The organism is Variovorax sp. Root318D1 (assembly GCF_001424835.1).
Classification (GTDB): Bacteria; Pseudomonadota; Gammaproteobacteria; order Burkholderiales; family Burkholderiaceae_C; genus Variovorax.
The window spans coordinates 186,962-210,907 of record NZ_LMCQ01000002.1 but is presented as its reverse complement, the minus strand read 5'-3'; the positions used below and the strand labels follow the sequence as shown (position 1 = coordinate 210,907).

Annotated in this window: 24 protein-coding genes; 9 read left to right on the top strand and 15 right to left on the bottom strand. The window is 66.1% G+C overall.

What is annotated here, in order from left to right:
- Positions 1-26 precede the first annotated feature (26 nt).
- Together ASC78_RS03570 and ASC78_RS03565 are read right to left on the bottom strand one after the other, a co-directional pair.
- The gene (locus ASC78_RS03570) at positions 27-338 is read right to left on the bottom strand and encodes a hypothetical protein (protein ID WP_055796448.1); all 312 of its coding nucleotides are present in this window, start codon (positions 336-338) and stop codon (positions 27-29) included.
- Between the two features lie 264 nt (positions 339-602).
- A complete protein-coding gene (locus ASC78_RS03565) occupies positions 603-1,430 on the bottom strand; it encodes a crotonase/enoyl-CoA hydratase family protein (protein ID WP_055796446.1) in 828 nt (275 codons plus the stop codon).
- Positions 1,431-1,525: 95 nt separating this feature from the next.
- On the opposite strand from ASC78_RS03565, the gene ASC78_RS03560 reads away from it, so the two are divergent.
- Together ASC78_RS03560 and ASC78_RS03555 are read left to right on the top strand one after the other, a co-directional pair.
- Positions 1,526-3,379: a PhoX family protein gene (locus ASC78_RS03560; protein ID WP_055796521.1), complete on the top strand. Its 1,854-nt coding sequence runs from the start codon at positions 1,526-1,528 to the stop codon at positions 3,377-3,379.
- 30 nt (positions 3,380-3,409) lie between these two features.
- Complete coding sequence (locus ASC78_RS03555; protein WP_055796442.1) at positions 3,410-3,799, top strand: DUF488 domain-containing protein; 390 nt, start codon at positions 3,410-3,412, stop codon at positions 3,797-3,799.
- A 1-nt stretch (position 3,800) separates the two neighbouring features.
- On the opposite strand, the gene ASC78_RS03550 is transcribed toward ASC78_RS03555, so the two are convergent.
- A complete protein-coding gene (locus ASC78_RS03550; protein WP_055796517.1) occupies positions 3,801-4,409 on the bottom strand; it encodes a glutathione S-transferase in 609 nt (202 codons plus the stop codon).
- 59 nt (positions 4,410-4,468) lie between these two features.
- Positions 4,469-5,371 (bottom strand): SDR family oxidoreductase, encoded by a 903-nt coding sequence (locus ASC78_RS03545; RefSeq protein ID WP_055796514.1) that lies wholly within the window; start codon positions 5,369-5,371, stop codon positions 4,469-4,471.
- A 144-nt stretch (positions 5,372-5,515) separates the two neighbouring features.
- On the opposite strand from ASC78_RS03545, the gene ASC78_RS03540 reads away from it, so the two are divergent.
- The gene (locus ASC78_RS03540; RefSeq protein ID WP_055796512.1) at positions 5,516-6,394 is read left to right on the top strand and encodes a CoA transferase; all 879 of its coding nucleotides are present in this window, start codon (positions 5,516-5,518) and stop codon (positions 6,392-6,394) included.
- Here ASC78_RS03540 and ASC78_RS03535 read toward each other — a convergent pair whose 3' ends face one another.
- Both ASC78_RS03535 and ASC78_RS03530 read right to left on the bottom strand, forming a co-directional pair.
- Entirely contained in the window at positions 6,395-8,500 is a 2,106-nt protein-coding gene (locus tag ASC78_RS03535) for an esterase-like activity of phytase family protein (protein ID WP_235504977.1), read from the bottom strand.
- A 78-nt stretch (positions 8,501-8,578) separates the two neighbouring features.
- Positions 8,579-9,343 carry a hypothetical protein gene (locus ASC78_RS03530; RefSeq protein ID WP_235504976.1) on the bottom strand — a complete coding sequence of 255 codons (765 nt, stop codon included), beginning with the start codon at positions 9,341-9,343 and terminating at the stop codon, positions 8,579-8,581.
- Positions 9,344-9,613: 270 nt separating this feature from the next.
- Here ASC78_RS03530 and ASC78_RS03525 point away from each other — a divergent pair, with 270 nt between their 5' ends.
- A complete protein-coding gene (locus ASC78_RS03525) occupies positions 9,614-10,288 on the top strand; it encodes a DUF1294 domain-containing protein (RefSeq protein ID WP_055796435.1) in 675 nt (224 codons plus the stop codon).
- A gap of 9 nt (positions 10,289-10,297) precedes the next feature.
- On the opposite strand, the gene ASC78_RS03520 is transcribed toward ASC78_RS03525, so the two are convergent.
- Positions 10,298-12,676 (bottom strand): YgiQ family radical SAM protein, encoded by a 2,379-nt coding sequence (locus tag ASC78_RS03520; protein ID WP_055796433.1) that lies wholly within the window; start codon positions 12,674-12,676, stop codon positions 10,298-10,300.
- Between the two features lie 148 nt (positions 12,677-12,824).
- Here ASC78_RS03520 and ASC78_RS03515 point away from each other — a divergent pair, with 148 nt between their 5' ends.
- Entirely contained in the window at positions 12,825-13,787 is a 963-nt protein-coding gene (locus tag ASC78_RS03515) for a bifunctional helix-turn-helix transcriptional regulator/GNAT family N-acetyltransferase (RefSeq protein WP_055796430.1), read from the top strand.
- Here ASC78_RS03515 and ASC78_RS03510 read toward each other — a convergent pair.
- From ASC78_RS03510 to ASC78_RS03485, 6 genes are all read right to left on the bottom strand, one after another.
- The gene (locus tag ASC78_RS03510; protein ID WP_055796427.1) at positions 13,774-15,279 is read right to left on the bottom strand and encodes a tripartite tricarboxylate transporter permease; all 1,506 of its coding nucleotides are present in this window, start codon (positions 15,277-15,279) and stop codon (positions 13,774-13,776) included. The two genes, ASC78_RS03515 and ASC78_RS03510, sit on opposite strands and share 14 nt — an antisense overlap.
- A gap of 15 nt (positions 15,280-15,294) precedes the next feature.
- On the bottom strand, positions 15,295-15,768 hold the full coding sequence (locus ASC78_RS03505; protein ID WP_055796425.1) for a tripartite tricarboxylate transporter TctB family protein: 474 nt from the start codon (positions 15,766-15,768) through the stop codon (positions 15,295-15,297).
- Positions 15,769-15,811: 43 nt separating this feature from the next.
- Positions 15,812-16,819 carry a tripartite tricarboxylate transporter substrate binding protein gene (locus ASC78_RS03500; RefSeq protein ID WP_055796421.1) on the bottom strand — a complete coding sequence of 336 codons (1,008 nt, stop codon included), beginning with the start codon at positions 16,817-16,819 and terminating at the stop codon, positions 15,812-15,814.
- Between the two features lie 134 nt (positions 16,820-16,953).
- Positions 16,954-17,736: a 3-hydroxybutyrate dehydrogenase gene (locus ASC78_RS03495; RefSeq protein ID WP_055796418.1), complete on the bottom strand. Its 783-nt coding sequence runs from the start codon at positions 17,734-17,736 to the stop codon at positions 16,954-16,956.
- Between the two features lie 74 nt (positions 17,737-17,810).
- Positions 17,811-18,941 (bottom strand): patatin-like phospholipase family protein, encoded by a 1,131-nt coding sequence (locus tag ASC78_RS03490; protein WP_443082704.1) that lies wholly within the window; start codon positions 18,939-18,941, stop codon positions 17,811-17,813.
- A gap of 123 nt (positions 18,942-19,064) precedes the next feature.
- The gene (locus ASC78_RS03485; RefSeq protein WP_055796413.1) at positions 19,065-19,514 is read right to left on the bottom strand and encodes a CHRD domain-containing protein; all 450 of its coding nucleotides are present in this window, start codon (positions 19,512-19,514) and stop codon (positions 19,065-19,067) included.
- Positions 19,515-19,619: 105 nt separating this feature from the next.
- Here ASC78_RS03485 and ASC78_RS03480 point away from each other — a divergent pair, with 105 nt between their 5' ends.
- Positions 19,620-20,171 (top strand): DUF924 family protein, encoded by a 552-nt coding sequence (locus ASC78_RS03480; protein WP_055796411.1) that lies wholly within the window; start codon positions 19,620-19,622, stop codon positions 20,169-20,171.
- Here ASC78_RS03480 and ASC78_RS03475 read toward each other — a convergent pair.
- Positions 20,168-21,091: a YihY/virulence factor BrkB family protein gene (locus ASC78_RS03475; RefSeq protein ID WP_200934254.1), complete on the bottom strand. Its 924-nt coding sequence runs from the start codon at positions 21,089-21,091 to the stop codon at positions 20,168-20,170. The two genes, ASC78_RS03480 and ASC78_RS03475, sit on opposite strands and share 4 nt — an antisense overlap.
- Before the next feature lie 82 nt (positions 21,092-21,173).
- Between ASC78_RS03475 and ASC78_RS03470 the strand changes: the two genes are divergently transcribed.
- The 3 genes from ASC78_RS03470 to ASC78_RS03460 are packed head-to-tail and all read left to right on the top strand — an operon-like array spanning position 21,174 to position 23,363.
- Positions 21,174-21,764 carry a chromate transporter gene (locus ASC78_RS03470; protein WP_055796408.1) on the top strand — a complete coding sequence of 197 codons (591 nt, stop codon included), beginning with the start codon at positions 21,174-21,176 and terminating at the stop codon, positions 21,762-21,764.
- On the top strand, positions 21,761-22,369 hold the full coding sequence (locus ASC78_RS03465; protein ID WP_200934253.1) for a chromate transporter: 609 nt from the start codon (positions 21,761-21,763) through the stop codon (positions 22,367-22,369). Before ASC78_RS03470 ends, ASC78_RS03465 begins: the two co-directional genes overlap by 4 nt.
- A gap of 28 nt (positions 22,370-22,397) precedes the next feature.
- Complete coding sequence (locus ASC78_RS03460; RefSeq protein WP_055796405.1) at positions 22,398-23,363, top strand: aldo/keto reductase; 966 nt, start codon at positions 22,398-22,400, stop codon at positions 23,361-23,363.
- 9 nt (positions 23,364-23,372) lie between these two features.
- Here the strand turns inward: ASC78_RS03460 and ASC78_RS03455 are convergent, their stop codons facing one another.
- Positions 23,373-23,894, bottom strand: a complete 522-nt coding sequence (locus ASC78_RS03455; protein WP_055796402.1) for a GNAT family N-acetyltransferase — start codon at positions 23,892-23,894, stop codon at positions 23,373-23,375.
- Positions 23,895-23,946 lie beyond the last annotated feature (52 nt).

The window sequence follows — 23,946 nt, the reverse complement described above, 5'->3', positions numbered from 1 at the left end:
CGGCACGCGGCCGGCGGGTCTGCCGTTCAGGCGCGGGGCAATGCCGCAAGAAAGGTGGACACCACGATGGCCGCTGCGCGGTCCAGATGAAGCACATCGGCCACCTCGAACGAATGCGGCACGGTGCGTCCGCTCGTTCCAAGCGGCTTGCGGACCTCGACAAGGACTTCAGATGCCAGCTCGCGGTCGCTGCGCGGGCCGCCGCCGGGGTGCATCACCCACTTGTCGATCTGGTCGACCGGGATGCTGCGGAACACCCCAACGACAGGGACGTATTTGTAGCGATCCTCGGCCACCAGGATAGGCACACTGAAGTTGCAGAAAAAGGTGGTCGACATGCAGTAGCGCCGTCGCAGTCAAAAAGAAATAATTGTTAAGGAATGTGACAGGCGCCGCCACCCCTCGCCTCCCCCTAATTCACGGCAGAGGTGACCTTCCTCACACAAAGACAGATCTTTCTGTGGCGAAGGACACACGCCTGAAATAGAGATACTTAATTCTTACATTTTGAGCGACTTGGGCCTGCCGCGCGGTTTATTGGGCTGCAAAAGCGCCAAAAAATGCCGCAAACACCCTCTAGTGCGCCCCATCGGGGGCACCGATCAGGCCGGCGCGTTGAAATTCGGCGGACGCCGCTCAATGTTCGCCGTCACTGCCTCGACCTGGTTGCGGCTGCCGATCAGCGCCTGCTGCTCCACCGACTCCGCGATCAGCAGATCGCGCGCGCCGAGCGACAGCGACGCATTGAGAAGGCGCTTGCCGGCGCGGATGGCGTCAGGGCTCTTGGTGGCGATGTCGTGCGCCATCTGAAGCGCCTCCGCCAGCGGATCGGCAGCCAGCCTGGTGGCAAAGCCGAGTTGCAGCGCTTCCTCGCCCGAGAAGACGCGTCCCGTGAACGTGAGCTCGCGCACCACGTCGCTGCGGGCGAGCTCGCGCATCAGCACCATGCCGCCCATGTCGGGCACAAGGCCCCATTTGATTTCCATCACCGACAGCTTCGTGTCGGGCGCAACGATGCGGATATCGGCACCCAGCGCCACCTGAAGGCCGCCGCCGAACGCCACGCCATGCACAGCGGCAATGACGGGCACCGGCACCTCGCGCCAAGCCATTGCCACGTACTGGGCTGCGTTCGAGATGCCATGCGTGCGCGTCGACAGATCGGCACCGCCCGCCGCCGCACCCAGCACCGAACTCGCGGCGCCCTGCCCCATGCGCTCGAATGAGGCCATGTCCAGGCCGGCGCAAAAGGCCTTGCCCTGACCCGACATCACCACCGCGCGCACCGTGGCGTCGCCGCACAGCGCCTTGCCTGCGTCGATCAGCGCGTCGAACATCGCGGGGTCGAGCGCGTTCATCTTGTCGGCGCGCGCAAGCTGCAGTTCCACCACGCCGTCGGAGTGGCGGGTCCATTCGATTCGTTCGGCCATTCGGTGTCTCCTTCGGTTTTCTTCACCCCAGTATCGCCCCGTGCAGGCGCTGGGCGATGATGGCGGCTGTCGCCTACCCAACACCACCCTCGCTCATGCCCCTGGACCGTCGCATCTTTCTGCAATCGGGCGCTGCCACCGTGGTGGCGCTGCTTCACCGGAGTGGCGCGATGGCGTCGCCCCTCCCTCCGAGCCAGGCCGTGCTCGGCTTCACCGGCGTGCCGGCGTCGCTGCGCGATGCCGTCGTGGTGCCGCCCGAATACGAATGGCAGCTGCTCTACCCCTGGGGCACGCCGACCGGCACGGCGGGCCAGCCGGTGCCGGCCTTTGCGCCCGACGGCAGCAACAGTGCGGAAGACCAGGCACTGCAGGCCGGCATGCATCACGACGGGATGCATTTCTTCCCGCTCACAGCACGGGGTCGCGCACTGCTGGTGATGAACCACGAGTACACCGATGAACAGCTGCTGCACACGGACGGCATCAAGGAGTGGGACGCAGGCAAGGTGCGCAAGTCGCTGCACGCGATGGGCGTCTCTGTCATCGAGATCCAGTGGACGCGCGAAGGCTGGCGCCAGGTACGGCCTTCAACCTATGCGCGTCGCGTGCACGGGCGCACGCCAATGCGCATCGCCGGCCCCGCCGCCAACACGCCGCTGATGCGCACCGCGGCCAATCCAGCCGGCGACGAGGTGCTCGGCACCTTTGCCAATTGCGCGATGGGCGTCACGCCCTGGGGCACCTACCTGACATGCGAAGAAAACTTCCATGGCTACTTCGGCGGTCCGAAGGAAGCGGCGAAGGACGCGTCGCCCGCGCAGCGCCGCTACGGCACCGTGCCGGGCTCGCAATGGGTGGAGTACTGGCGCTTCGACGATCGCTTCGACCTGAGTCGTCATCCGAACGAGGCCCATCGCTTCGGCTGGGTGGTGGAGATCGACCCCTTCGATCCGGCGGCCAAGCCCGTCAAGCGCACGGCACTCGGCCGCAAGCGCCAGGAAAGTGCGACCTGCACGCTTGCCAAAGACGGACGCGTGGTGGTCTACACGGCTGACGACGCAAGATTCGAATACATCTACAAGTTCGTGAGCCAGGGAAAGGTTTCGGCTCGAGGCGGAAGTGCAGCCAACAGCCGCCTCCTCGACGAAGGCACGCTTTACGTCGCGCGCTTCAATGCCGACGGCCGCGGCCAATGGCTCGAACTCGTGCATGGCCGCAACGGTGTCGACGCGGGAAGCGGCTTTGCAGACCAGGCCGAGGTGCTGATCCACGCCAGGCTGGCCGGCGACGTGGTGGGCGGCACCCGGATGGACCGGCCTGAGTGGATCGCGGTGCATCCACAGACGGGCGAGGTGTACGTCACCCTCACCAACAACAGCCAGCGCGGCAACCCCGGCAAGCCGGCGCCCGATGCCGCCAATCCGCGTGCCGACAACTTCTTTGGCGGCATCCTGCGCTGGCGCGAGGACGACGCCGATGCCGGCAGCACGGGCTTTGCGTGGGCGCACTTCGCGCTGGCCGGCGACTCCGCGCAAGAGAGCAGCGGCGCGCGTTATCCGTCCGTCGATGCCGACATCTTCGGCAGCCCCGACGGGCTGCACTTCGACAGCGGCGGCCTGCTCTGGATCCAGACCGACATGAGCGGCCAGCTGATCGGAAAGCCTCCGTATGCGTCGCTCGGCAACAACCAGATGCTCTGTGCCGATCCGGCGACGGGCCGCATCAAGCGCTTCCTGACTGCGCCGAACGGCAGCGAGGTCACCGGCTGCGTGGTGACGCCGGACCGGCGCACGCTGTTCGTCAACATCCAGCATCCGGGCGAGTCGCGCGACGATGGCACCGCCACACCGAACAGCGCATGGCCGGATGGCACGGCACCCGGCAGCGCGCGCCCGCGCTCGGCGACCTTGGCCATTCGCCGGCGCGACGGCGGGATCGTCGGCACCTGAAGTTCATCGCAAGAAGAGAAGGAGCTGCACATGAGCATCCGCATCGTTCGCCTCGGTACGCCGCGCGCCAGCGGCGAGGGCCTTCGCATCGGCACCGTGCGCCGGCCGCCGCGCGGGGTTCCCAAAACCGAGTTCGCCTCGCAGAACTGGTATGACGTGTGGTACCCCAATCTCGCACCTTCCGCTGAGACCATGAAGCTGGGCCAGGAAGCGGAAACGCCCGCGCAATGGAACGCCTTCATGCGCAAGTACAAGGCCGAGATGGCCGAAGCCGACGCGAGCCGCAGCCTCGACCTGCTGGCCGCCCTTTCACACAGTGCGGCGCTTTCCGTGGGCTGCTATTGCGAGGACGAATCGCGCTGCCATCGCTCGCTGCTGCGCAGCCTGCTGGCCGAGCGCGGGGCGGACATCGCGAACTGAATCAGACCTGCGGAAGCGCCAGCAAGGCCGGCAGCTTTTCCGCATTGGCGGCAAAGGCAGCAAGCGACGGGTAATCGGCCGGCGCAATGACGTCGGGAATCACCAGTTGCGTGAAGCTCCATGCCACGGCGCTCGTCAGGGCAGCCTGCCCCATGGAGGCTTCATCGGCCACCGCGGGCAGTTTCCGTATCTCGGCCTCGAGCCCGGCATAGGCGGCGGCCAGCTGGTTGCGCACCCTGTCGACCCACGGGGCATGCTGCTTTTCGAGCGGGCGCAGTTTGCGCTCGTAGACGATCTGGACCGTCTTCTCGCACGCTGCGAGCGCGAGCCCCAGCACCTGCAGCGCATGCTTCCGGTCATTGGCGTCCGAGGGCATGAGACTACGGTCGGCGATCGTCTCCGCGTAGTCGATGATGAGCGAAGAATCCATCAGCAGCGTGCCGTCGTCGCACACCAGCGTCGGTGCCTTGACGACGGGATTGATTGCCTGGAACTGTTCGAAGGTGCTGAACACCGAGACCGAGCGGTGTTCGAACGGAAGGCCCAAGAGGCGCAGCGAAATGGCCACGCGGCGCACATAGGGCGAATCGAGCATGCCGACGAGTTGCATCTTCTTTCTCCTGAATTTCTTGTCGAAGCGCAACGATACCCTCTGGCCCGCTGTGCTCGTCAGCGCTGCGCCTTGTCCTTCTGGTTCTGCGCCTCGATGCGCTCGCGTGCGGCCTGCCAGTCGTCGTCGCTCCATTGGCGCAGCTCGTAAAAATTGCCGCCCGTGGCCAGCGCATTGCCGCCATCCATCATGATGCTCTGGCCGGTGAGCCAGTCGCACTGCCCCGGCGCCATGAGAAAGGCCGCCAGGTTCTGCAGCTCGCTCATGCGGCCGGTGCGCGCCATCGGGTTGGTCTTCTTGCTGCGCGCGCCGGGCTCTTCGCCGGGATTCAGGCGCTTGCTCATGCCTTCGGTCGGAATCTCGCCCGGCCCCACGGCGTTCAGCCGAATGCCGTGGCGCGCCCACTCCACCGCAAGCGACTTGGTCATGACCTCGATACCGGCCTTGCTCATGGCCGAAGGCACCACGTAGGGGCTGCCGTTGTCGACCCAGGTCACGATGATGCTCATCACGCTGCGCAGCGCGTCGCCCTCCTTCCATTTGCCGGCCTTGGCTTCGGCCACCCAGCGCTTGCCCACCGCCTGCGTGACGTAGAAGCTGCCGTGAAAGACGATGTTCGCAATGGCATCGAAGGCACGCGGCGACAGGCTCTCGGTCGGCGCCACGAAGTTGCCCGCCGCGTTGTTGACGAGCCCGGTGAGTCCGCCATCCTGAAACAGACTTTCCACCATTTCGTCGACGTTCTGCGCATTGCGGATGTCGACGCCGAAGGTATCGATGCGGCGCCCCGGAAACTGCTGCCGCCACTCGGCGGCGGTTTCATCGCAGACCGATTGGCGGCGTCCGCAGATTGCGACGTCGGCCCCCAGGCCCAGAAAGCGCTCGGCCATTGCGCGACCCAGGCCGGTGCCGCCGCCTGTCACGAGAATGCGCTGGCCGCTCATGAGGGAAGCTTCAAACATGGTGGTCTCCTTGGTCATTGCAACAGCGGCAAGAGGCGGGTCTGCCATGGCACATGCTACGCCGCAGCGGGTGACATGGCTTGCGAAATCTGGCTCCCCCGTCAAGTGAAAATGGCTGTAGCCCTGTACTCTGGAACTATGCCCATGCCAAGTCCCGCCGCCTCCTCTTTTCAGCCGCTCGCGGGCGTCCGCGTCCTGAGCCTGGCGCTCAACCTTCCCGGCCCCGCCGCCCTGTTGCGCTGCCACGGAATGGGCGCCACCTGCGTGAAGCTCGAGCCGCCCGCCGGCGACCCGATGGCCCTCTACAACAAGGCCGCGTATGCCGCCATGCACGAAGGCATTGCCGTTCAGACGGCCGACCTGAAGACCGACGCCGGACAGGCGCAACTGCACGCCGAACTCGCCCGGACCGACGTGCTTTTGACTTCCTTCCGGCCCTCCGCCCTCGGCAAGCTGAAGCTGGACTGGACCTCGCTCCAGTCGCGTCATCCCTCGCTGTGCCAAGTCGCGATCGTCGGTGCCCCCGGTGCGCGCGCCGAAGAGCCGGGGCACGACCTGACCTATGTCGCCGAAAGCGGACTCGTCACCGGCACCGAGCTGCCTCCGACGCTGTACGCAGACATGGGCGGCGCCCTGCTCGCAGCGGAAGCGGTGCTGCAAGCGACCCTGCACGCACGTTCGGCCGCAGGCGCAAAAGGCATCTACCTCGAAGTGGCGCTGAATGCCTCGGCAGACTGGCTGGCTCTGCCTCGCACCTGGGGCCTCACCCGGCCCGAAGGTGCGGTCGGCGGGGCGCACGCTGGCTACCGCGTCTATCCCTGTGCCGATGGCCGCGTGGCGGTGGCGGCACTGGAGCCGCATTTCGCAGCCCGCCTCTGCGAAGCGGCGGGCGTGGCGCCGCCCGACATGATGGCGGCGGCCACGCACGAGGCCCTGGCCGCCTGGCTGGCGGCCCGCACGCGCGCCGAACTCGAGGCCATGGGCCGCGAGCGCGACGTGCCGCTGCTCACGCTGGCCGACTGATCAAAGGCGCAGTTCGCTCAGCTTGCGATCGAGCTTGATGAGCCAGATGCGCGTCGGCCGCTCCAGGTCGCTGCCACGCGTGATGCGCGCGCCCGTCACGCCGGTCGGGCACTTGGCGATGATCGCGCCGGCCGCATCCACCGTGCAGTCCTCGATGCTGCCGGCCACGGTCTTGCCGTCGGCGTCGAGCAGGATCGTGCTCAGGCCGAAGTCGTTGTCGTTCACCAGCGCCAGCGTCTGGTCGTCCACCACGGCCAGGCCCTCGGCCTTCTCGGCCAGCCAGCCCAGTGCGTTGAGATCGAGCAGCTCGGTCTTGCGCATGGTCACCACCGCGGAGTAATCAGCAGCTCCCGAAGGCGCCTGCGTGATGCTGCTGACCTCCAGGTTGTGGTCGAAGGCCGCGATGTCGGTTGCATCGGCCGGCAGCTCGACCAGCATCAGCTTGTTGAACACCTTGCCGTCGCTCTTGCGCGCACCCTGCTCGATCACGATGAAGCGGCCGTTGCCCAGGCTCACCACGTCGCCGAGCTTGGCATTGCCGGTGCGGTTCTTGTCGTACTGGCTGCCGTCGATCGGGTAGGCGTAGAGCTTCGATGTCTCGGTGGCCGGGTCGAATGCGAGCCAGCGCGTGAACTTTGCGATGTGGCGCACGTCGGTTTTGCTGCCGCCCGGCGGCGTGGCCTGGATCGACTTGCCCGCACCGTCCTTCGGGTCGATCGGGCTCTGCAGGAAGCCATGCAGCTTGCCGTCCGCCGCGTCGAGCGTCAGCCCCTCCATACCGCGGTTGGCGCGGCGCTGCGCGAGCACCAACGGCAGGTCGGCGGCGCCGCTGCCGGGGGCGTATTTCTTCTCGATCACGCCGGTTGCGATGTTGATGCGTGCGATGAAGGGGCCGTATTCGTCGCTGGTCCAGAGCACGTTGCGCGCCTTGTCGAGCACCAGCGTCTCGGGGTCGAGGCCGTTGGCGTCGTAGTTCGCCCTGGCGGCATCGAACACGTAGCGATCGGTCAAGGGCGTTTCGCCCGTCGAGCCCACGCCGGACTGCGGCGGCAGGCCCGTGATCTTCTTGCCGGCATCGAGCTTGAGCGGCAGGCTCGATGCGAGCACCGCACCGGTCTTGCCGATGCGCACGATGCCGAAGCTTGGCGCGAACGACGGGGCCGGAAACACCTTGCTGATGTTGGTGGCGCCGCCGCCGTTGGGCACAGGCGCGGTCGGGCCGTCGCCGTTCGGGCCGCGGTCGGTGATCGCATAGAACTCGAGCGTGCCGTCGTCGGCCTTGCCCTTGAACGCCAGGCCCGAGCCGTAGGCCGGCAGGAAGCCGGTGAGGAAGTCGGCCCTGGTCTTCTCGTTGTCGCCTTCGTAGGGCACGTTGAAGCTGGCATCGGCCTGCAGTTGGTAGCGGGTGACGTCGATGCCGATGGTGCCAAGGGCGTTGGTCTGCGTCGAGGCTTCGACCGCCGGTGCGGCGAGGCGCGAAGCCAGCGTATTCTCGAAATGTTCCCGCGCCAGCATGCGGCGGCTCGAATCGACCATGCGGGCATTGTAGGGAGCGGGCAGCCTCGCGAGCACCGCATTGAGCGCGGTGTTGAAGCTGTCGGCCGCGGCGCTGAAATCGAGCGCCCCGGCCGTGAGCGCAGCCTTCAGCGCTGAGGTCAGGCGAATGCCGTTCGAGGGATCGCGGTCCTCGTCGAAGCTCTGCAGCGCGAGCAGGCGGTTGACGACCGGATCGGCCTTCACGTCGGCGCCGCCGGCCAGGTTCAACGGCGTGATCGCCGTACCGCAGGCAGCGCTGCCCAGAACGAGCGCGCCGGCACTGAAAGCCACTGTCTCGCCTTCGTTGCAGGTGAATTCGCCGTTCGCATTGGTGCTGGCCTTGGCGCTGCTGCCTGCCGTGTAGTCAAGCCCCTCGACGGCCGCGTCGAGGAAGATGCCGGTCTTGGACTGGGCCACTGGCGGTGGGTTCGTGCCACCGCCGCTGCCATTGCCATTTCCTGCAACGGGAAACGCCCATCCCCCTCCACCGCCGCTGCCGCCACCGCAGGCAGTGACCAGAGCGGCGGCACCCACCAGTGCCAGCCACCCCATCCTCGATCCTCTTTTCATTGCTTGTCCTTGTCGTGCACCTGCACAACAGGTACAGGCCCGGCGATTAGCGCCGCGGCATGTGACAAGCCCGTGAATTCAGCGGCCGGTGCCGTCGCGCTGCCGGTCCTCTCGCTTGATCGCCAGATAGGTGTCCAGGTCGATCTCGTGCAGCTGCCGCGGATACTGCTGGGCGGCTGCGAACCAGGCACGCTCCCGCCGCTCGGCGGATGCGCCGGCCCCGGACGAGAGATAGGCATCCAGAGTGAGAAAGTAGCGCATGGCATTGCGCTCGACCAGCCCACGCAGGCCGCGGATGTATTCGGGCTGGCCGTCCGCGCCTTTGCCCTCCACGGTGAAGCCCACCTTGTCGCGGCCGAAGGTGGCGAGGTAGGCCTGCGTGGCCATGCGAACCATCATGTTGTGGTCGTAGCTGTAGCTGAAATGAAGGAAGCTCCTTCGATCGTCGAGCGCCACCGCTTCGAGCGTGACGCGGTAGTTGCTGGTGCCCAGCGGGCCGCTGGCCGCGTTCATCTCGACCGACAGGTACTCCGGCGTTGCACTGGCCACGCGATAAACGAAAGGCAACTCAAAGGCCTGCTCCACCGGCTTGTCGTAGCGCCGCACGACGAACAGCGTCAGCATGTCTTGGCCTTGCGGCGTCGTGCCCGTGCGGCAGCGGCGATTGTTGACGTGCAGCGCGAGCAATTCGCACCAATGAGACGATTGCTTGAGTGCGGCACTGATCGCAGGCAGCGGATGGTCCACCACCGCATGGATGTCGCCCTGCAGCCCAGTCGGGGTCTCTTGCGAATCGAGCTGGATAGGCCGCCCGAAACTGCTGCGCGCGAGCTTGCCGCTCATGCGCTGATGCGCGGCGCGCAAGGCATCGGCGGCGGCGGAAGCAGAAGCGGAATTGCCTGCAGGCTCGGATGGCAGCGCCAGGGCATGAGCCGAAGCCGCAAACAGAACAGCCCCTGCCAAGGTGCGCAACCAAGATGCCGGCAGAAAAATGGGACTGCTCATAGGGCCACACCATACAACGAGTGGTATCAGTGCGCCGCACAGAAGCCAGGCACGTCAGCGGCAAGGGAGAATCGGACGCATGTGCCCCACCCCTGCTCGCCACCGATCATGAAGCGCCAAGGCCGACTCGTACGCTGGGAAGCCGAGCGCGGCTTCGGGTTCATCCGCAGCCCGGACGGGTCGGCGGATGTGTTCGTGCACCTGCGCGACTTCAGCGACCGGCAGCTGAAACCGCAGGTCGGCATGGACCTGAGCTTCGAAGAGATCCACGTCGGGGGCAAGGGACCACGCGCCGTGGCCGTGCAGGCGACGTCGGCCGGTGCCTCGCGGCCGCCACCGAGCCCTGCGCCGATCAACAGCAGCCGCCGTCCTGCATCTCGCGCAACTCCGCGTCGCGCGAGTGCGTCCGAATCACCTGCTTTGTGGGGCGTGCTTTTCATCTTGGCCTACGGTGTGTTGCTTGGCGCAGCCGTCTGGTCCGGCCGCTTGTCACCCGTGGCGCTCGGTGTCGTTCCAGCGTTGAGCTTGCTGACCTTCTGCGCCTATGCGCTCGACAAGAACGCGGCCCAGACGGGCCGCTGGCGAACGAAGGAGAACACCCTGCACCTGTTCGCGCTGACAGGCGGCTGGCCAGGAGCCTGGGCCGCGCAAAGGGTGTTGCGCCACAAGTCGAGCAAGCGGAGTTTCCTGACTGTATATCGCGTCACAGTCGCCGTTCACTGCGCCGCAGTGCTGGCTTGGGTTTTCTGGCTGGCGGGTGCTTCGCCAGCGCTCTGGCGTTAGGCCCCCCGCTCAGCGCACCTTGCGCGAGGGCTTGCCGATCGGCTTGCTGCCATTGTCCCGCGGCGGCAGGCCGGTGTGCTGCGTGAGGATGCGGCCCTTGGACGGCTTCACCGGTGCCAGCCTGACCGGCGCCGATGCCTTCGTCGCGACAGCCGGCGCGCTGGTCGAGTTCTTGCGCCGCGCGCTCGTGTAGCCGCCGTCGGTTAGCGGCTGCCACGTCGGGATCAGGTGGTGCTTGCCGTTGCCGATCAGGTCGGCGCGGCCCATGCTCTTCAAGGCCTCGCGCAGCAGAGGCCAGTTGTTGGCGTCGTGGTAGCGCAGGAAGGCCTTGTGCAGGCGGCGGCGCTTGTCGCCGCGCACGATGTCCACCGTCTCGCTTTCGCGCGTGATCTTGCGCAGCGGGTTCTTGTTGGTGTGGTACATCGTCGTGGCCGTGGCCATCGGGCTCGGGTAGAAGGTTTGCACCTGGTCGGCGCGGAAACCGTTCTTCTTGAGCCAGATCGCGAGGTTCATCATGTCCTCGTCGCTGGTGCCCGGATGCGCGGCGATGAAGTACGGAATGAGGTACTGCTTCTTGCCCGCCTCGGCCGAGAACTTCTCGAACATCTGCTTGAACTTGTCGTAGCTGCCGATGCCGGGCTTCATCATCTTGGTGAGCGGGCCCTGCTCGGTGTGCTCGGGCGCGATCTTCAGATAACCGCCGACGTGGTGCTGCACCAGCTCCTTCACGTACTCGGGCGACTGCACGGCCAGGTCGTAGCGCAGGCCCGAGCCGATCAGGATCTTCTTGATGCCCTTGAGCGCACGCGCCCGGCGGTAGATCTTGATGAGCGGATCGTGGTTGGTGCCAAGGTTCGGGCAGATGCCGGGGTACACGCAGCTGGGCTTGCGGCACGCCGACTCGATCTCGGGGCTCTTGCAACCGAGCCGGTACATGTTGGCCGTGGGCCCGCCCAGGTCCGAAATGGTGCCGGTGAAGCCGCTCACGCTGTCGCGAATGGCCTCGACTTCCTTGATGATCGATTCTTCCGAGCGGCTCTGGATGATGCGGCCCTCGTGCTCGGTAATCGAGCAGAAGGTGCAGCCGCCGAAGCAGCCGCGCATGATGTTCACGCTGAAGCGGATCATTTCCCACGCGGGGATCTTGGTGGCGCCGTCGTGGCTGCCGTTTTCGTCGGCGTAGCGCGGATGCGGGCTGCGCGCATAGGCCAGGTCGAACACGTGGTCCATCTCGGCCGTGGTGAGCGGAATGGGCGGCGGATTGATCCACACGTCGCGCGCCGTGGTGCCCTCGCCGTGCGCCTGCACCAGCGCGCGGGCGTTGCCGGGGTTGGTCTCGAGGTGCAGCACGCGGTTGGCGTGGGCATAGAGCACCGGATCGGCGCGCACCTGCTCGTACGAAGGCAGGCGGATCACGCTGCGGTCGCGCGGCGGCACCTTGATTCTGGTGCGCTGCGCGAGCGCGGGGTTCGGCATGAAAGTCAGCGGCTTGATCGCCGGATTCACCGGGTTCACCGCGGCGCCGGCTTCGGCGGCTTGCGCCACGGCCTGGGCTTCGTCTTCCTTCGCGCAGGTGGCGCCATTGGCCTTGGCCTGCTCCGACACCATCAGGTAGGGGTTGACGTGCGCCTCGACGCGGCCGGGCTCGTCCACGCTGGTCGAGTTGATCTCGAACCAGTCTTCGGGTGTTTCGCGGCGCACGAACGCGGTGCCGCGCACATCGGTGATTTCGTGCACCGCTTCGCGGGCCGCCAGTCGGTGCGCGATTTCGACGATGGCGCGCTCGGCGTTGCCGTACAGCAGCAGGTCGCACTTCGAATCGACCACGATCGAGCGGCGGACCTTGTCCTGCCAGTAGTCGTAGTGGGCAATGCGGCGCAGCGACCCTTCGATGCCGCCGAGAATGATCGGCACGTCGTTCCAGGCTTCCTTGCAGCGCTGCGAATACACGATGGCCGCGCGGTCGGGCCGCGAGCCGCCGACGTCGCCGGGCGTGTAGGCGTCGTCGCTGCGGATCTTCCGGTCCGCCGTGTAGCGGTTGATCATCGAATCCATGTTGCCGGCGGTCACGCCGAAGAACAGGTTCGGCTTGCCCAGCGCCTTGAAGGGCTCGGCGCTCTGCCAGTCCGGCTGGGCGATGATGCCCACGCGGAAGCCCTGCGCCTCGAGCATGCGGCCGATCACGGCCATGCCGAAGCTCGGGTGGTCGACGTAGGCGTCGCCCGTCACCACGATGATGTCGCAGCTGTCCCAGCCGAGCGCGTCCATTTCCTTGCGTGTGGTCGGCAAGAATTTGGCCGTGCCGAAACGGGCCGCCCAGTACTTGCGGTAGCTGGTCAGCGGCTTGGCGGCACGCGCAAAAAAGGAGACGTCGACGGGGGCGTTCATCAGTGGGATATGGCAGCGCGGCTTGGCGGGCTCGGCGCAGCAGTGGGCAACCCACGATTTTAGGGTTTTCCATCACTTCTGTCGCGTCCAGCGTCGTTGGCGCGACCGGAGCAAGGCCTTTAATTAATTGCCAAAGTCAATCATCAACATGACAATGGCAATCATGCCGAGCAACCTGGCCACTCCCGATGCCGCCGCCGTCAAGGCTATCAGGCAGTTCAACCGCTTCTATACAAGCCGAATCGGCGTGCTCGACCCGTACCTTGGCAGCAACATGTCGCTGACCGATGTCCGCGTGCTGTACGAGCTGGCCCACCGGCAAACGCCCGTGGCGAGCGAGATCGGGCGCGACTTGCGGCTCGACGCCGGCTACTTGAGCCGCATCCTGCGCCGCTTCGAAGCCGAGGGCTGGCTCACGCGGCAGCCCCATGCCCGCGACGCGCGGCAAAGCGTGCTGCGCCTTACCGAAGCGGGCCATGCCACATTTGCGCCGCTGCAACAAAAGTCGCGCGACGAGGCGGCTGCCCTGCTCTCCCCCTTGCCGCCGCACGCCCGCCAGCAGGTGGTCGATGCCATGGCGCGCATCGAGCGCCTGCTCGATCCGGCCGCCGCCCCTGCGGCACGCACCCGCACCGTGTTGCTGCGCGATCCCGTGCCCGGCGACATGGGCTGGGTGGTGCAGCAGCACGGCGAGCTGTATGCGCGCGAATACGGCTGGAACAGCGAGTTCGAGGCCCTGGTGGCCGAAATCGTGGCCCAGTTCGTCCGCAAGTTCCAGCCGGCGTGGGAGAAGTGCTGGATTGCGGAGCTCGACGGCGAACGGGTGGGCGCGATCTTCGTGGTGCGCAAATCGGCCACCACGGCTCAACTGCGGCTGCTGCTGCTTGCGCCCTCGGCACGCGGCCTGGGGCTGGGCGGCCGCCTCACCGATGAATGCATTGCCTTCGCACGCGCCAAGGGCTACCGGAAGATGGTGCTCTGGACCAACAGCTGCCTCGATGCCGCCCGCGCCATCTATGCCAAGCGCGGCTTCAAGCTGGACAAGTCCGAGCCCTACGAAGGCTTCGGCCAGCAACTCGTGGGCGAGACCTGGTCCCTCAAGCTGCAGTAGACGCGGCGCGCCGGCTTCTTACCCACAGCTTTCGGAGCAAGGGCGCGAGCCACACCAGCAGCACCACCACGGCCAGCGATGCGGCAATGGGCCGCGACACGAAGCCCGCCAGGTTGCCGTCGGACTTGATCATCGAGGTGATGAAGTTCTCCTCGAGCATGCCGCCGAGCACCACGCCAAGGATGGCGGGCGCGATGGGGAAACCGTTCTCCTCGAGCAGATAGGCCACGATACCGGCCGCGAGCATCACGCCCACGTCGAACAGTGAATTGTTGATGGCAAATGCGCCGACGATGCAGAACAGCAGGATGAGCGGCATCAGCACGTTGCGCGGCACCCGCAGGATGCGCTTGGACACCTTGATGCACAGGATGCCGAGCGGAATCATGATGATGTTGGCAATGATGAACAGCATGAACACCGCGTAGATGTTCTGCGGGTTCGTGGTGAACAGGGTCGGCCCCGGATTCAGGTTCTTCATGTAGAGCACGCCAATCACGATGGCCGTGATCGAGTCGCCGGGAATGCCGAACACCAGCGCCGGAATCCACGCGCCGGCCAGCGCGCTGTTATTGGCCGAACCCGACTCCACAATGCCTTCGACATGGCCAGTGCCAAACTTCTCGGGTTCCTTCGAGAATTTCTTGCTCATGGCATACGACATCCAAGCCGCAATGTCGGCGCCCGCGCCCGGCAGCGCGCCAACCGCCGTGCCCAGCACGCTGCCGCGCAATATCTGCACCGGGTACTTCTTCGCCAACGCCCATTGGCCCGAGAGCACGCGGCCCACTTTCTCGACCACGATCTCGCCCGGCGGCAGCGTATCGACGGCGAAGCGGATCACCTCCGAGATGGCAAACATGCCGATCATCATCGGGATCATGCCGATGCCGCCCGTCATCTCGGCATTGCCGAAAGTGAAGCGCGGAAAGCCCGCCGGGTTGCCAAGCCCCACGCAAGCCACCAGCAGGCCGAGCAGCAGTGTGACCATGCCCTTGAGCGGCCGGTCCGAAGTAATGAACACCGCGCAGGTCAGCCCCAGCAGCACGAGCCAGAAGTACTCGAAGGAACTGAAATTGAGCGCAAAGTCGGCCAGCGCAGGCGCCGCCACGATGAGCACCACCGTGCCGAAAAGCCCGCCCACGGCGGAGAACACCAGCCCCGCGCCGAGTGCGGTTTCGGCCATGCCTTTGCGCGTCATTGCAAAGGCTTCGTCGGTATAGGCGGCCGATGCGGGTGTGCCCGGAATGCGCAGCAGGCAGCCGGGAATGTCGCCCGAGAAGATGGCCATTGCAGTGGCCGTCACCATGGCCGCGATGGCCGGAATGGGCGGCATGAAAAAAGTGACCGGCACCAGCAGCGCAACTGCCATGGTCGCCGACAACCCCGGTACCGCGCCAACGAACAGGCCATAGAGTGAGGCCAGCACCATCACGAGGATGGTGTACGGCTCGAAGACCATCGAGAAAGCCTGCAAGAGTGCTGCCGACATGAATATGGGCCCCGGTTACCAGGCAACGGGCGTCAGCACACCCCAGGGAAGAGGAACGCGCAGCAGCTTGTAGAACGCAGCATGGATGAGCAGCGAGGCAATGAGCGCAACCAGCACCGCGCGGCCCGCCGGCACGCGCATGGCAAGCATCAGCGCCAGCAGCGAAATCGCCGCGGTCGGCAAGAAGCCGAGCCGCTCCGAGGCAAAGATGTAGAACAGCACCGCGCCGATCACCAGCGCGGCCGACAGCACGTGACGCGGCGAAGCGGCCCAGTCGCCAAGCCGCACCCATGCTGCGGCATGCCGCTCTCGCCAGCCCTTGACCAGCAGCATGGCGCCGCAGACGCACAGCCCCACTGCAATCAGCCCCGGAAAAAGCGCCGGCCCGACCTGCTGGCCTGGTATGCCTGGATAGCTGCGCACAACGGCCAGCACCAGCGCGCCGAGCACCAGCAGAATCAGCCCGAAGACCGCGTCGTTGAACTTCATTGCGCAGCCCCCTCGCCGGGCTCGCACGCACGCCGCGCGGCGCTCACTTGACGATACCCACGGCCTTCATGGTTGCGCCGAGCTCGGCATCGGACTTGGCCATGTAGGCGGCGAAGTCGTCGGGGCCCGCATAGATCACGCCAAAGCCGCGCGAAGCCATGAAGTCGGTGTACTCCTTGCTTGCCACCACCTTCTTGAGGGCGCCCGCGAGCTTGTCGCGCACGTCGGCCGGAAGACCCTTGGGCGCAACAATGCCCCGCCAGGCCGCCATCGACCAGTCGCTGCCGATGGCGGCCTTGAGCGTGGGCACGTTGGGGTACAGCGCCGAAGGCTTGTCGCTCATGATGGCAAGGCTCTTGACCTTGCCGGCATCGATGAGCGAGCGCGCCTCGGGCAGCGAAACCGGCGCGATGTCGACACCGCCGGCCACCACGTCCTGCAGCCCCGGCGCTGCGCCGTTGCTCGGCACCCACGGCACGGCCGCGGGATCGATCTTCTGGTCGCGCAAGAGGCCCGCAATGGCCAGGTGCCAGATGCCGCCCTGGCCCGTACCCGAGGCCTTCAGCTTGCCGGGGCTGGCCTTGATGGCCGCGAGCAGTTCGGCCACGGTCTTGTAGGGTGCATCGGCGCGCACCTGGATGCCGGCCGGGTCGATGTTGGCAAGGCCGATAGGGGTGTACGACGTGCTCGTGAGCTGAGTCAGCCCCTGCCAATGCATCATGCCGATCTCGACTGTCGCCATGCCGATGGTGTAGCCATCGGGCGGCGCGGCGGCAATGGCCGCGTGGCCGACCACGCCGTTGCCGCCCGTGCGGTTGACGACCGTGAATGGCTGGCCGAGCTCCTTTTCGAGCAGGCTCGCGATGATGCGGGCCGTGGCATCGGTGCCGCCGCCTGCACCCCACGGAACGATCAGCGTGACGGGCCGGCTCGGATAAGCCTGGGCAGCCGCGGGCGCCGCCGCCGCGAACATGGCGAGCCCCGCAGCCACAGCTGCGGCATGGGCCACGAAAGAGCGTCGCGAAAAGAAGCGGGCTGAAGGAACACGCATGGTCTTTGTCTCCTTGCAAATGTCATTGGTATGACGATTGAACTGCAAGAAAGGTTTTTCTCACAGTTCGCTCACCAGAGACATTAGGGTGAACCATCGTGTCCCGTCCGAAGCGGGTGCGCTTTCCGTTACTGCTACTGCATGAACCAGCCGTGGCTCACGACCAACGACTGGCCGGTCAGTGCATTGGTCGGAAAAGCCGCGAACAGCAGCGCCACCCGGGCCACGTCGTCGGTGGTGGTGAACTCGCCGTCGACCGTTTCCTTGAGCATCACGTTCTTGATGACTTGTTCCTCGGTAATGCCGAGCGTCCTGGCCTGCTCCGGAATCTGCTTCTCGACCAGTGGCGTGCGCACGAAACCGGGACAGATCACGTTGGCGCGCACGCCGTGCTTCGCGCCTTCCTTGGCGACCGTCTTGGCCAGGCCGATGAGGCCGTGTTTGGCGGTGACGTAAGGCGCCTTCAGCAGCGACGCCTCTTTGGAATGAACCGAGCCCATGTAGATCACACTGCCGCCGCGGCCCTGGGCGTACATGTGCTTGAGGCACGCCTTGGTGGTGAGGAAGGCGCCGTCGAGGTGAATGGCGAGCATCTTCTTCCAATCGGCAAAGCTGAACTCCTCGACCGGATGGACGATCTGCACGCCGGCATTGCTGATCAGGATGTCGATGCCGCCGAAGGCCTTGGCGGCCTCTTCGACCGAGGCATCGACCTGCTCTTCGCTGGTCACGTCGACCGCCACGCCGATTGCCTGCGCGCCCGTGGCTTGCAGTTCGGCCGCGGTGGCGTCGGCGGCCTGCTTGTTGAGGTCGGCGATGACGACCTTGGCCCCCTCACGCGCAAACAGAATGGCAATTTCCTTGCCGATGCCGCTGGCCGAACCGGTGATGTACGCGACCTTGTCCTTGAGTTGCATGGTGAATGTCCTCGGGATTGGAAAGTGAAGAAAGGAAACGGGAATGCAAGAACCGGGCGGGCCGCGCCTTGCGTTCAGGGCGACAGCCCGGGACGCTTGACACGCCCCAAACCGGGCTCGCCGAGGTCGAAGGTGGTCACGCCGTTCACCGTGGCATCGCTGCGCAAGGCTTCGGGGTGCGCCAGTGTCTTGCGCATGTCGCGCGCGCCGGCTTCCCAGTGCTCTTCGACGGCGGCGCGCGAGAACTCGTAGTCCTTCGTTTCGATCTCGTAGGGCTTGTCGCGGTAGATCAGGTGAAAGATGTCGATCGGATGGTGCGTGAGCTCGGCCTGCACCGCGAGCACCGAAGGGTCGTTGCGCAGGTGCACGGGCAGCTTGGAGATCAGGTCCGCAATCGCCTGCTGAAGATTCAGGTTGGCGGCTAGCACATCCGTGTTCATGCGGGTGCGGCTCGAGTAGGTGATGTCCTTCTGCCGCTCCATCACGCCCGACAGCGTGCTCGGCATCTCGCCGCGTGCGTTGAAAAGATCGACCTGCAGCACCACCAGAGGCTCGGAGCGCGGATGGATGTCGAGCACGTATTGCAGCGGCGTGTTCGAGACGATGCCGCCATCCCAGTAGTCGTCGCCGTCGATGTGGACGGGTGCGAAGCCTGGCGGCAGCGCGCCGCTGGCCATGATGTGCTCCGGCCCGATGCGCTGGCGCGTGTTGTCGAAGTACACCGAGTTGCCGGTGCGCACATCGACCGCGCCCACACTGAATCGCGCCTCGCACGCGTTGATGCGGTCGAAGTCGATCAGGCGCTCGAGCGTGAGCTTGAGCGGCGTGGTGTCGTAGTAGCTGAGAAGGGGCGCCGCGCCGCCCAACAGCAATGCGGGCGAGTAGCGGGGTTCGAAGAAGCCCGGGATACCCACCAGCGACGCCATCGTGGCGCTCCACTGGTTTTGCGTCGCGCGATCACCCAGCCAGGCCGGCAGGCGCTGCGCCGGTCCGGAGGACACCAGGTGCCAGAACTCGCGCAGCCGGTCGACCCGCTGCTCGGGCGCATTGCCCGCGATCAGCGCCGCGTTGATCGCGCCAATCGATACACCGGCAATCCAGTGCGGCTGCAAGTCGGTTTCGCTGAGCGCGGCATACACGCCGGCCTGGTAGGCGCCAAGCGCGCCTCCTCCCTGCAGCACCAGGGCCTTGCGCGCGGCGCGCATGTCGTCGCGGCGCGCCTCGAAATTGTTGGGGTTGTTCTTGCGGTCGGTCCGGGTCTTCTGGGGCTTCGTCGTCATAGGGTGTCATTTGACACCAGCGCCCCAGCCGCAAGCTGACCAGCCGCCTTACATCTTGGGCAGCATCTGTCCCCGGATTTCCCCCGCAGGATTGGCGGCAGTGTGGATGTTGGCGTACCACTTGCCCGACATCAGGTCGGCCGCCTGCGCCGGCGTGAGAGTGGCTTGGCCTTCGATCGGGCTCTCTGTTCTGGCAAAGGGCAGCACTACGCCGGCATTCGCTCCCGCTGCCGCAGGGCCGTGGAAGTGACCTGCCGTGGCCGGGCCGCTGAGGCCGGTGTAGGTAATCTTGTACTTCAGGACATTGGTGTCCTTGTTGAGCCAGGCCTCCGCCATGCCGCTGCCGCGCGTCATGTTGGGGGGCACTTCGCTCGCGGCATTCATGGCGCCGCTGAAGCTCGCGGTGTTCGACCTCGACATCATTCCGCAACCGGCGAGCGCGGCAGTGGCCACGCCGGCGATGAGGGTTGCGCGCAAAAAGGTGCCATATCGGTTCATGAGCTGTATCTCCTGAGTTATGAGGACCGCTACAGCATAGGCAGCCTGGGCGCAAGGCGTTGTCGGCCACCACCGCGACTTTGCGGGGTGAAAGAAAATGCGGCGATGACCTCTTCCCACCTCCCCGCTGCCCGCGACATCGTCAGCTTCTGGCGCAACGCCGGACCCGAACGCTGGTTTGCCAAGAACGATGCTTTCGATGCCGAGTTCCGCGCGCGCTTTCTCGCCGCGCACGAAGCGGCCGCCCGAGGCGAACTCGACCATTGGGCCAAGGAGCCCGAAGGCGCGCTGGCCCTGCTGGTGCTGCTTGATCAGTTTCCGCGCAACACCTTTCGCGGCCACGCGCGCGCATTCGCGACCGATCTCAAGGCGCGGGCCGTCGCCCGGGAAGCCATCGAGGCGGGCCTCGACTTCCAGATCGACGAAGCGCTCCGGCGCTTCTTCTACCTGCCCTTCATGCACTCCGAATTGCTGGCGGACCAGGAGCGCTCGGTCGAGCTGAACGCCGCGCTCGATGCCAACACCCAGCGCTTTGCGGTCTTGCACCGGGACATCGTTGCGCGCTTCGGCCGGTTTCCGCACCGCAACGCGCTGCTCGGCCGCGCCACCACGGCGGAGGAGCAGCGCTTCCTGGACGAAGGCGGCTTCGCGGGCTAGTCCTTTCGGGGCAGCGGCGCCTCGCGCGTCGGCGATGGGTTGGCCGCTTCGCCGCTGTCCTTGGCATGCTTGAGCGAGCCATAGGTCTTGGCATAGACCCAGGTGAACTCGGCGCCCAGGAGAAAGATCTGCGCCGAGTAGTACACCCACACCAGCACCACCACCAACGAGCCCGCGGCGCCGTAGCCCGAGGCCACGCTGCTCTTGCCGATGTAGAGGCCGATGAGGTGCTTGCCGACCGTGAAGAGCAGCGCCGTGACCGCGGCGCCCACCCACACGTCGCGCCACTGCACCTTGGCGCGCGGCATGATCTTGTAGATCATCGCGAAGATCGCCGTCACCATGGCAAAACTGAAGACGAAGTTCACCGCCTGCGCGAGGGTGGCCCAGGCGCCGAACACCGGCGACCACCACTTGCCGAGCGCCGCCAGCGCTGCGCTTGCCACCAGCGACACCATGAGCAGGAAGCCGATGCCCATGATCATGGTGAACGACAGCAGCCGCACGCGCAGCAGCGTGAACAGGCCCTTGTTCCTGGCGCGTGCCGGCGCGCGCCAGATCCGGTCCAGCGCATCCTGCAGCTCGCCGAAGACCGTGGTCGCGCCGATCACCAGCAGGCCGACGCCGGCCAAGGTGGCCACGATGCCTTCGGCCGGCTTGTTGACCGCTTGCAGCATGCCCTGCACCGCGGCGGCGCCCTGCGCGCCCATGAGGTCGGAAAGCTGCAGGAAGATCTCGCCGCGCGCGGCCTCCTGGCCGAACACCAGCCCCGCCACGGCAATCACGATCAGCAGCAGCGGTGCAATCGAGAACACCGTGTAGTAGGCCAGCGCCGCGCCCATGCTGGGCGCGTAGTCGTTCGACCACGACGCGACCGCCTCCTTGCAGAGATCGAACAGCGCGCGAAGTTGCATGACCATGGAGTCTCCCGTCGAGTGATGCAGGGGCATGTCAGCCCGATGCCCGGCACATTGCAGGCATGGCTACGATAATCGCTCGCACATGCATCCGTCCCCTCCAGGCGCGGCAGCGCCGACCACCCCGCCGCAACCGACGTCGCCACGCGACCTTTTTATTTCATTCACCTGGCTTGCGCTGCAAGGATTCGGTGGCGTGCTGGCCATCGTCCAGCGCGAGATGGTCGAGAAAAAGCGCTGGCTCACGCCTGAGCAGTTTCTCGAGGACTGGGCAGTGGCCCAGGTCATGCCGGGCCCGAACGTGATCAACCTGGCCTTGATGATCGGAGACCGCTACTTCGGCCTGCGCGGCGCAATTGCCGCGGTGGCCGGCATGCTCGCGATACCGCTGGTGGTCATTTTGGTGCTGGCCGTGCTCTACGCCCACTACGCCGCCAACCCGCAGGTGGCGGCGGCGCTGCGCGGTATGGGCGCGGTATCGGGCGGGCTGATCGCCGCCACCGGCATCAAGCTGATTCCACAACTGCGCAAGCACCCGTTGGGCTTTGCCACCTGCCTGGCGTTCGTCGCGCTGGTGTTCGGCGCCATCGCCATCTTCAAGATGCCGCTGGGCTGGGTGCTGCTGGCAGTGGGCGGCGTGGCTTGCGCATGGACCTGGCGGAGGATTAGCCCATGAGCCACATTGCCATCGCCATGCAATGGCATGACTGGCTCGCGCTCTTCGGCCAATACATGCTGCTCTCGCTGCTGTCGATCAGCGGCGCCATCACCACCGTTCCAGACATGCACCGCTACCTGGTCGCGCAGCATGGCTGGCTCACCGACGCGCAGTTCAGTTCGTCGGTCGCCATCGCCCAGGCTGCGCCGGGACCGAACGTGCTCTTCGTCGCGCTGATGGGCTGGAACGTCGGGCTCAACGCCGGCGGCGGCATTGGCGCCGGGCCGGGCGCCTGGCTGCTCGGCTTCTTCGGGCTCCTGGTCACCATGCTCGGCATCATGCTGCCGAGCACCACCCTCACCTACCTTGCCACGCGCTGGGGGCATCGCAACCGCGACCGGCGCGGCGTGCGCGCCTTCAAGCAGGGCATGGCGCCGGTGGTGGTCGGCCTGCTCATCGCCACCGGCTGGGTGCTGGCGGCGGGTAACCATGCCGGCGATGCGCCCGCATGGCATCTGTGGCTGCTGAGCGCGGTGGCCGCGCTTATCGTCTGGCGCACGCGCGTCCACCTGCTCTGGCTGCTGGGCGCGGGTGCGCTGCTCGGCGCCGTGGGCTTCGTCTGATCCTCGCTCTCTTTAGGGAAACAACTTCATGTCGCAACTCCGCACCCTCGGCCGCTCCGGCCTCCTGGTTTCGCCCCTCGCCTTCGGCGGCAACGTGTTCGGCTGGACGGTGGACGAAGCCACCTCGTTCCGCCTGCTCGACGCCTGGCTCGATGCCGGATTCAACTTCGTCGACACCGCCGACGTCTATTCGAGCTGGGTGCCGGGCCACACAGGCGGCGAGTCCGAGACCATCATCGGCAAGTGGCTCAAGCAAAGCGGCAAGCGCAACCGCGTGGTGCTGGCCACCAAGGTCGGCAAGCCGATGGGCGAAGGCAAGTCGGGCCTCTCGCCGGCCTACATCCGCGAAGCGGTGGAAGCTTCGCTCAAGCGCTTGCAGACGGATTTCATCGACCTGTACCAGTCGCACGACGACGATGCCGCCACGCCGCTCGAAGACTCGCTGGGCGCCTTCGACGATCTCATCAAAGCCGGCAAGGTGCGCGCGATCGGCGCCTCGAACTACAGCGCACCGCGACTGGCCGAGGCTCTCGACATCTCAGAACGGCTCGGCATTGCGCGCTACGAAAGCCTGCAGCCGCTCTACAACCTCTACGACCGCGCAGTGTTCGAAGATGCGCTGGAGCCGCTGTGCGTGAAGCGCGAAGTGGGCGTCATCAATTTCTATGCACTGGCCGCAGGCTTCCTGACCGGCAAGTACCGCACCGACGCCGATGCTTCCAAGAGCGCGCGCGGCGCCAACACCACCAAGAAGTATCTGAACCCGCGCGGCCTTCGCATCCTCGAAGCGCTCGACAAGGTCGCGCAGCAGTACAACGCCAAGCCGGGCCAGGTGGCCATTGCATGGCAGATCGCGCGGCCCTCGATCACGGCGCCAATCGCCAGCGCCAGCTCCATCGCGCAGTTGGAGGAGCTGGTGGTGGCCACCCAGCTGAAGCTCGATGCGGGCACCATCCAGATGCTGGATCGGGCCAGCGCCGAAGACCCGGCCTGAGCCCGTCGCCTAACCGTCGACCGGATTCAGCGGCGTCGAGAGAATGCGCTGGTAGAAAGCCACGTCGAGCCAGCGTCCGAACTTGAATCCGGCCTGCCGCACTGTGCCGGCATGTTCGAAGCCCAGCCGCTCGTGCAGGCCGATGCTGCCCGCGTTCGCGGCGTCGATTGCGCCGACCATGACATGCACGTCGCGCGCAACCGCCTCGGCAATGATCGCCTCCATGAGCGTGCGGCCCAGGCCCGCGCCGCGGTGGCCGGCCTCGACGTACACCGAATGCTCCACCGTGTACTTGTAGGCGGGAAAGGCGCGGAAGGCGCCGTAGCTTGCAAAACCCAGCAGCTTGCCGTTGTCGTCTTCCGCGCCGATCACTGGAAACCCGTTGGCGCACTTGGTGGCGAACCACGCGGCCATGCTCTCTGGCGTGCGCGGCTTGTAGTCGTAAAGTGCCGTCGAATTGACGATGGCTTCGTTAAGGATGGCGAGGATGGCGCCCGCGTGGGCTTCTTCGGTGCAGGGGATCAGGCGCATGGGTGTTCCTTTCGACAAGCGACGGATTACGTTCTGAATAGATCGTCCAATA

What these genes read in the sequence shown, in the direction of transcription:
- ASC78_RS03505 (WP_055796425.1), bottom strand. Translation starts at nt 15,768, where the DNA reads ATGAAGTTCAACGACGCGGTCTTCGGGCTGATTCTGCTGGTGCTCGGC.
- ASC78_RS03490 (WP_443082704.1), bottom strand. Translation starts at nt 18,941, where the DNA reads ATGCGCGCCGCGCGCAAGGCCCTGGTGCTGCAGGGAGGAGGCGCGCTT.
- ASC78_RS03470 (WP_055796408.1), top strand. Translation starts at nt 21,174, where the DNA reads ATGCATCCGTCCCCTCCAGGCGCGGCAGCGCCGACCACCCCGCCGCAA.
- ASC78_RS03540 (WP_055796512.1), top strand. Translation starts at nt 5,516, where the DNA reads ATGCCAAGTCCCGCCGCCTCCTCTTTTCAGCCGCTCGCGGGCGTCCGC.
- ASC78_RS03515 (WP_055796430.1), top strand. Translation starts at nt 12,825, where the DNA reads ATGACAATGGCAATCATGCCGAGCAACCTGGCCACTCCCGATGCCGCC.
- ASC78_RS03555 (WP_055796442.1), top strand. Translation starts at nt 3,410, where the DNA reads ATGAGCATCCGCATCGTTCGCCTCGGTACGCCGCGCGCCAGCGGCGAG.
- ASC78_RS03535 (WP_235504977.1), bottom strand. Translation starts at nt 8,500, where the DNA reads ATGAAAAGAGGATCGAGGATGGGGTGGCTGGCACTGGTGGGTGCCGCC.
- ASC78_RS03570 (WP_055796448.1), bottom strand. Translation starts at nt 338, where the DNA reads ATGTCGACCACCTTTTTCTGCAACTTCAGTGTGCCTATCCTGGTGGCC.
- ASC78_RS03485 (WP_055796413.1), bottom strand. Translation starts at nt 19,514, where the DNA reads ATGAACCGATATGGCACCTTTTTGCGCGCAACCCTCATCGCCGGCGTG.
- ASC78_RS03510 (WP_055796427.1), bottom strand. Translation starts at nt 15,279, where the DNA reads ATGTCGGCAGCACTCTTGCAGGCTTTCTCGATGGTCTTCGAGCCGTAC.
- ASC78_RS03475 (WP_200934254.1), bottom strand. Translation starts at nt 21,091, where the DNA reads ATGGTCATGCAACTTCGCGCGCTGTTCGATCTCTGCAAGGAGGCGGTC.
- ASC78_RS03480 (WP_055796411.1), top strand. Translation starts at nt 19,620, where the DNA reads ATGACCTCTTCCCACCTCCCCGCTGCCCGCGACATCGTCAGCTTCTGG.
- ASC78_RS03560 (WP_055796521.1), top strand. Translation starts at nt 1,526, where the DNA reads ATGCCCCTGGACCGTCGCATCTTTCTGCAATCGGGCGCTGCCACCGTG.
- ASC78_RS03565 (WP_055796446.1), bottom strand. Translation starts at nt 1,430, where the DNA reads ATGGCCGAACGAATCGAATGGACCCGCCACTCCGACGGCGTGGTGGAA.
- ASC78_RS03495 (WP_055796418.1), bottom strand. Translation starts at nt 17,736, where the DNA reads ATGCAACTCAAGGACAAGGTCGCGTACATCACCGGTTCGGCCAGCGGC.
- ASC78_RS03545 (WP_055796514.1), bottom strand. Translation starts at nt 5,371, where the DNA reads ATGTTTGAAGCTTCCCTCATGAGCGGCCAGCGCATTCTCGTGACAGGC.
- ASC78_RS03520 (WP_055796433.1), bottom strand. Translation starts at nt 12,676, where the DNA reads ATGAACGCCCCCGTCGACGTCTCCTTTTTTGCGCGTGCCGCCAAGCCG.
- ASC78_RS03500 (WP_055796421.1), bottom strand. Translation starts at nt 16,819, where the DNA reads ATGCGTGTTCCTTCAGCCCGCTTCTTTTCGCGACGCTCTTTCGTGGCC.
- ASC78_RS03465 (WP_200934253.1), top strand. Translation starts at nt 21,761, where the DNA reads ATGAGCCACATTGCCATCGCCATGCAATGGCATGACTGGCTCGCGCTC.
- ASC78_RS03460 (WP_055796405.1), top strand. Translation starts at nt 22,398, where the DNA reads ATGTCGCAACTCCGCACCCTCGGCCGCTCCGGCCTCCTGGTTTCGCCC.
- ASC78_RS03455 (WP_055796402.1), bottom strand. Translation starts at nt 23,894, where the DNA reads ATGCGCCTGATCCCCTGCACCGAAGAAGCCCACGCGGGCGCCATCCTC.
- ASC78_RS03550 (WP_055796517.1), bottom strand. Translation starts at nt 4,409, where the DNA reads ATGCAACTCGTCGGCATGCTCGATTCGCCCTATGTGCGCCGCGTGGCC.
- ASC78_RS03525 (WP_055796435.1), top strand. Translation starts at nt 9,614, where the DNA reads ATGAAGCGCCAAGGCCGACTCGTACGCTGGGAAGCCGAGCGCGGCTTC.
- ASC78_RS03530 (WP_235504976.1), bottom strand. Translation starts at nt 9,343, where the DNA reads ATGAGCGGCAAGCTCGCGCGCAGCAGTTTCGGGCGGCCTATCCAGCTC.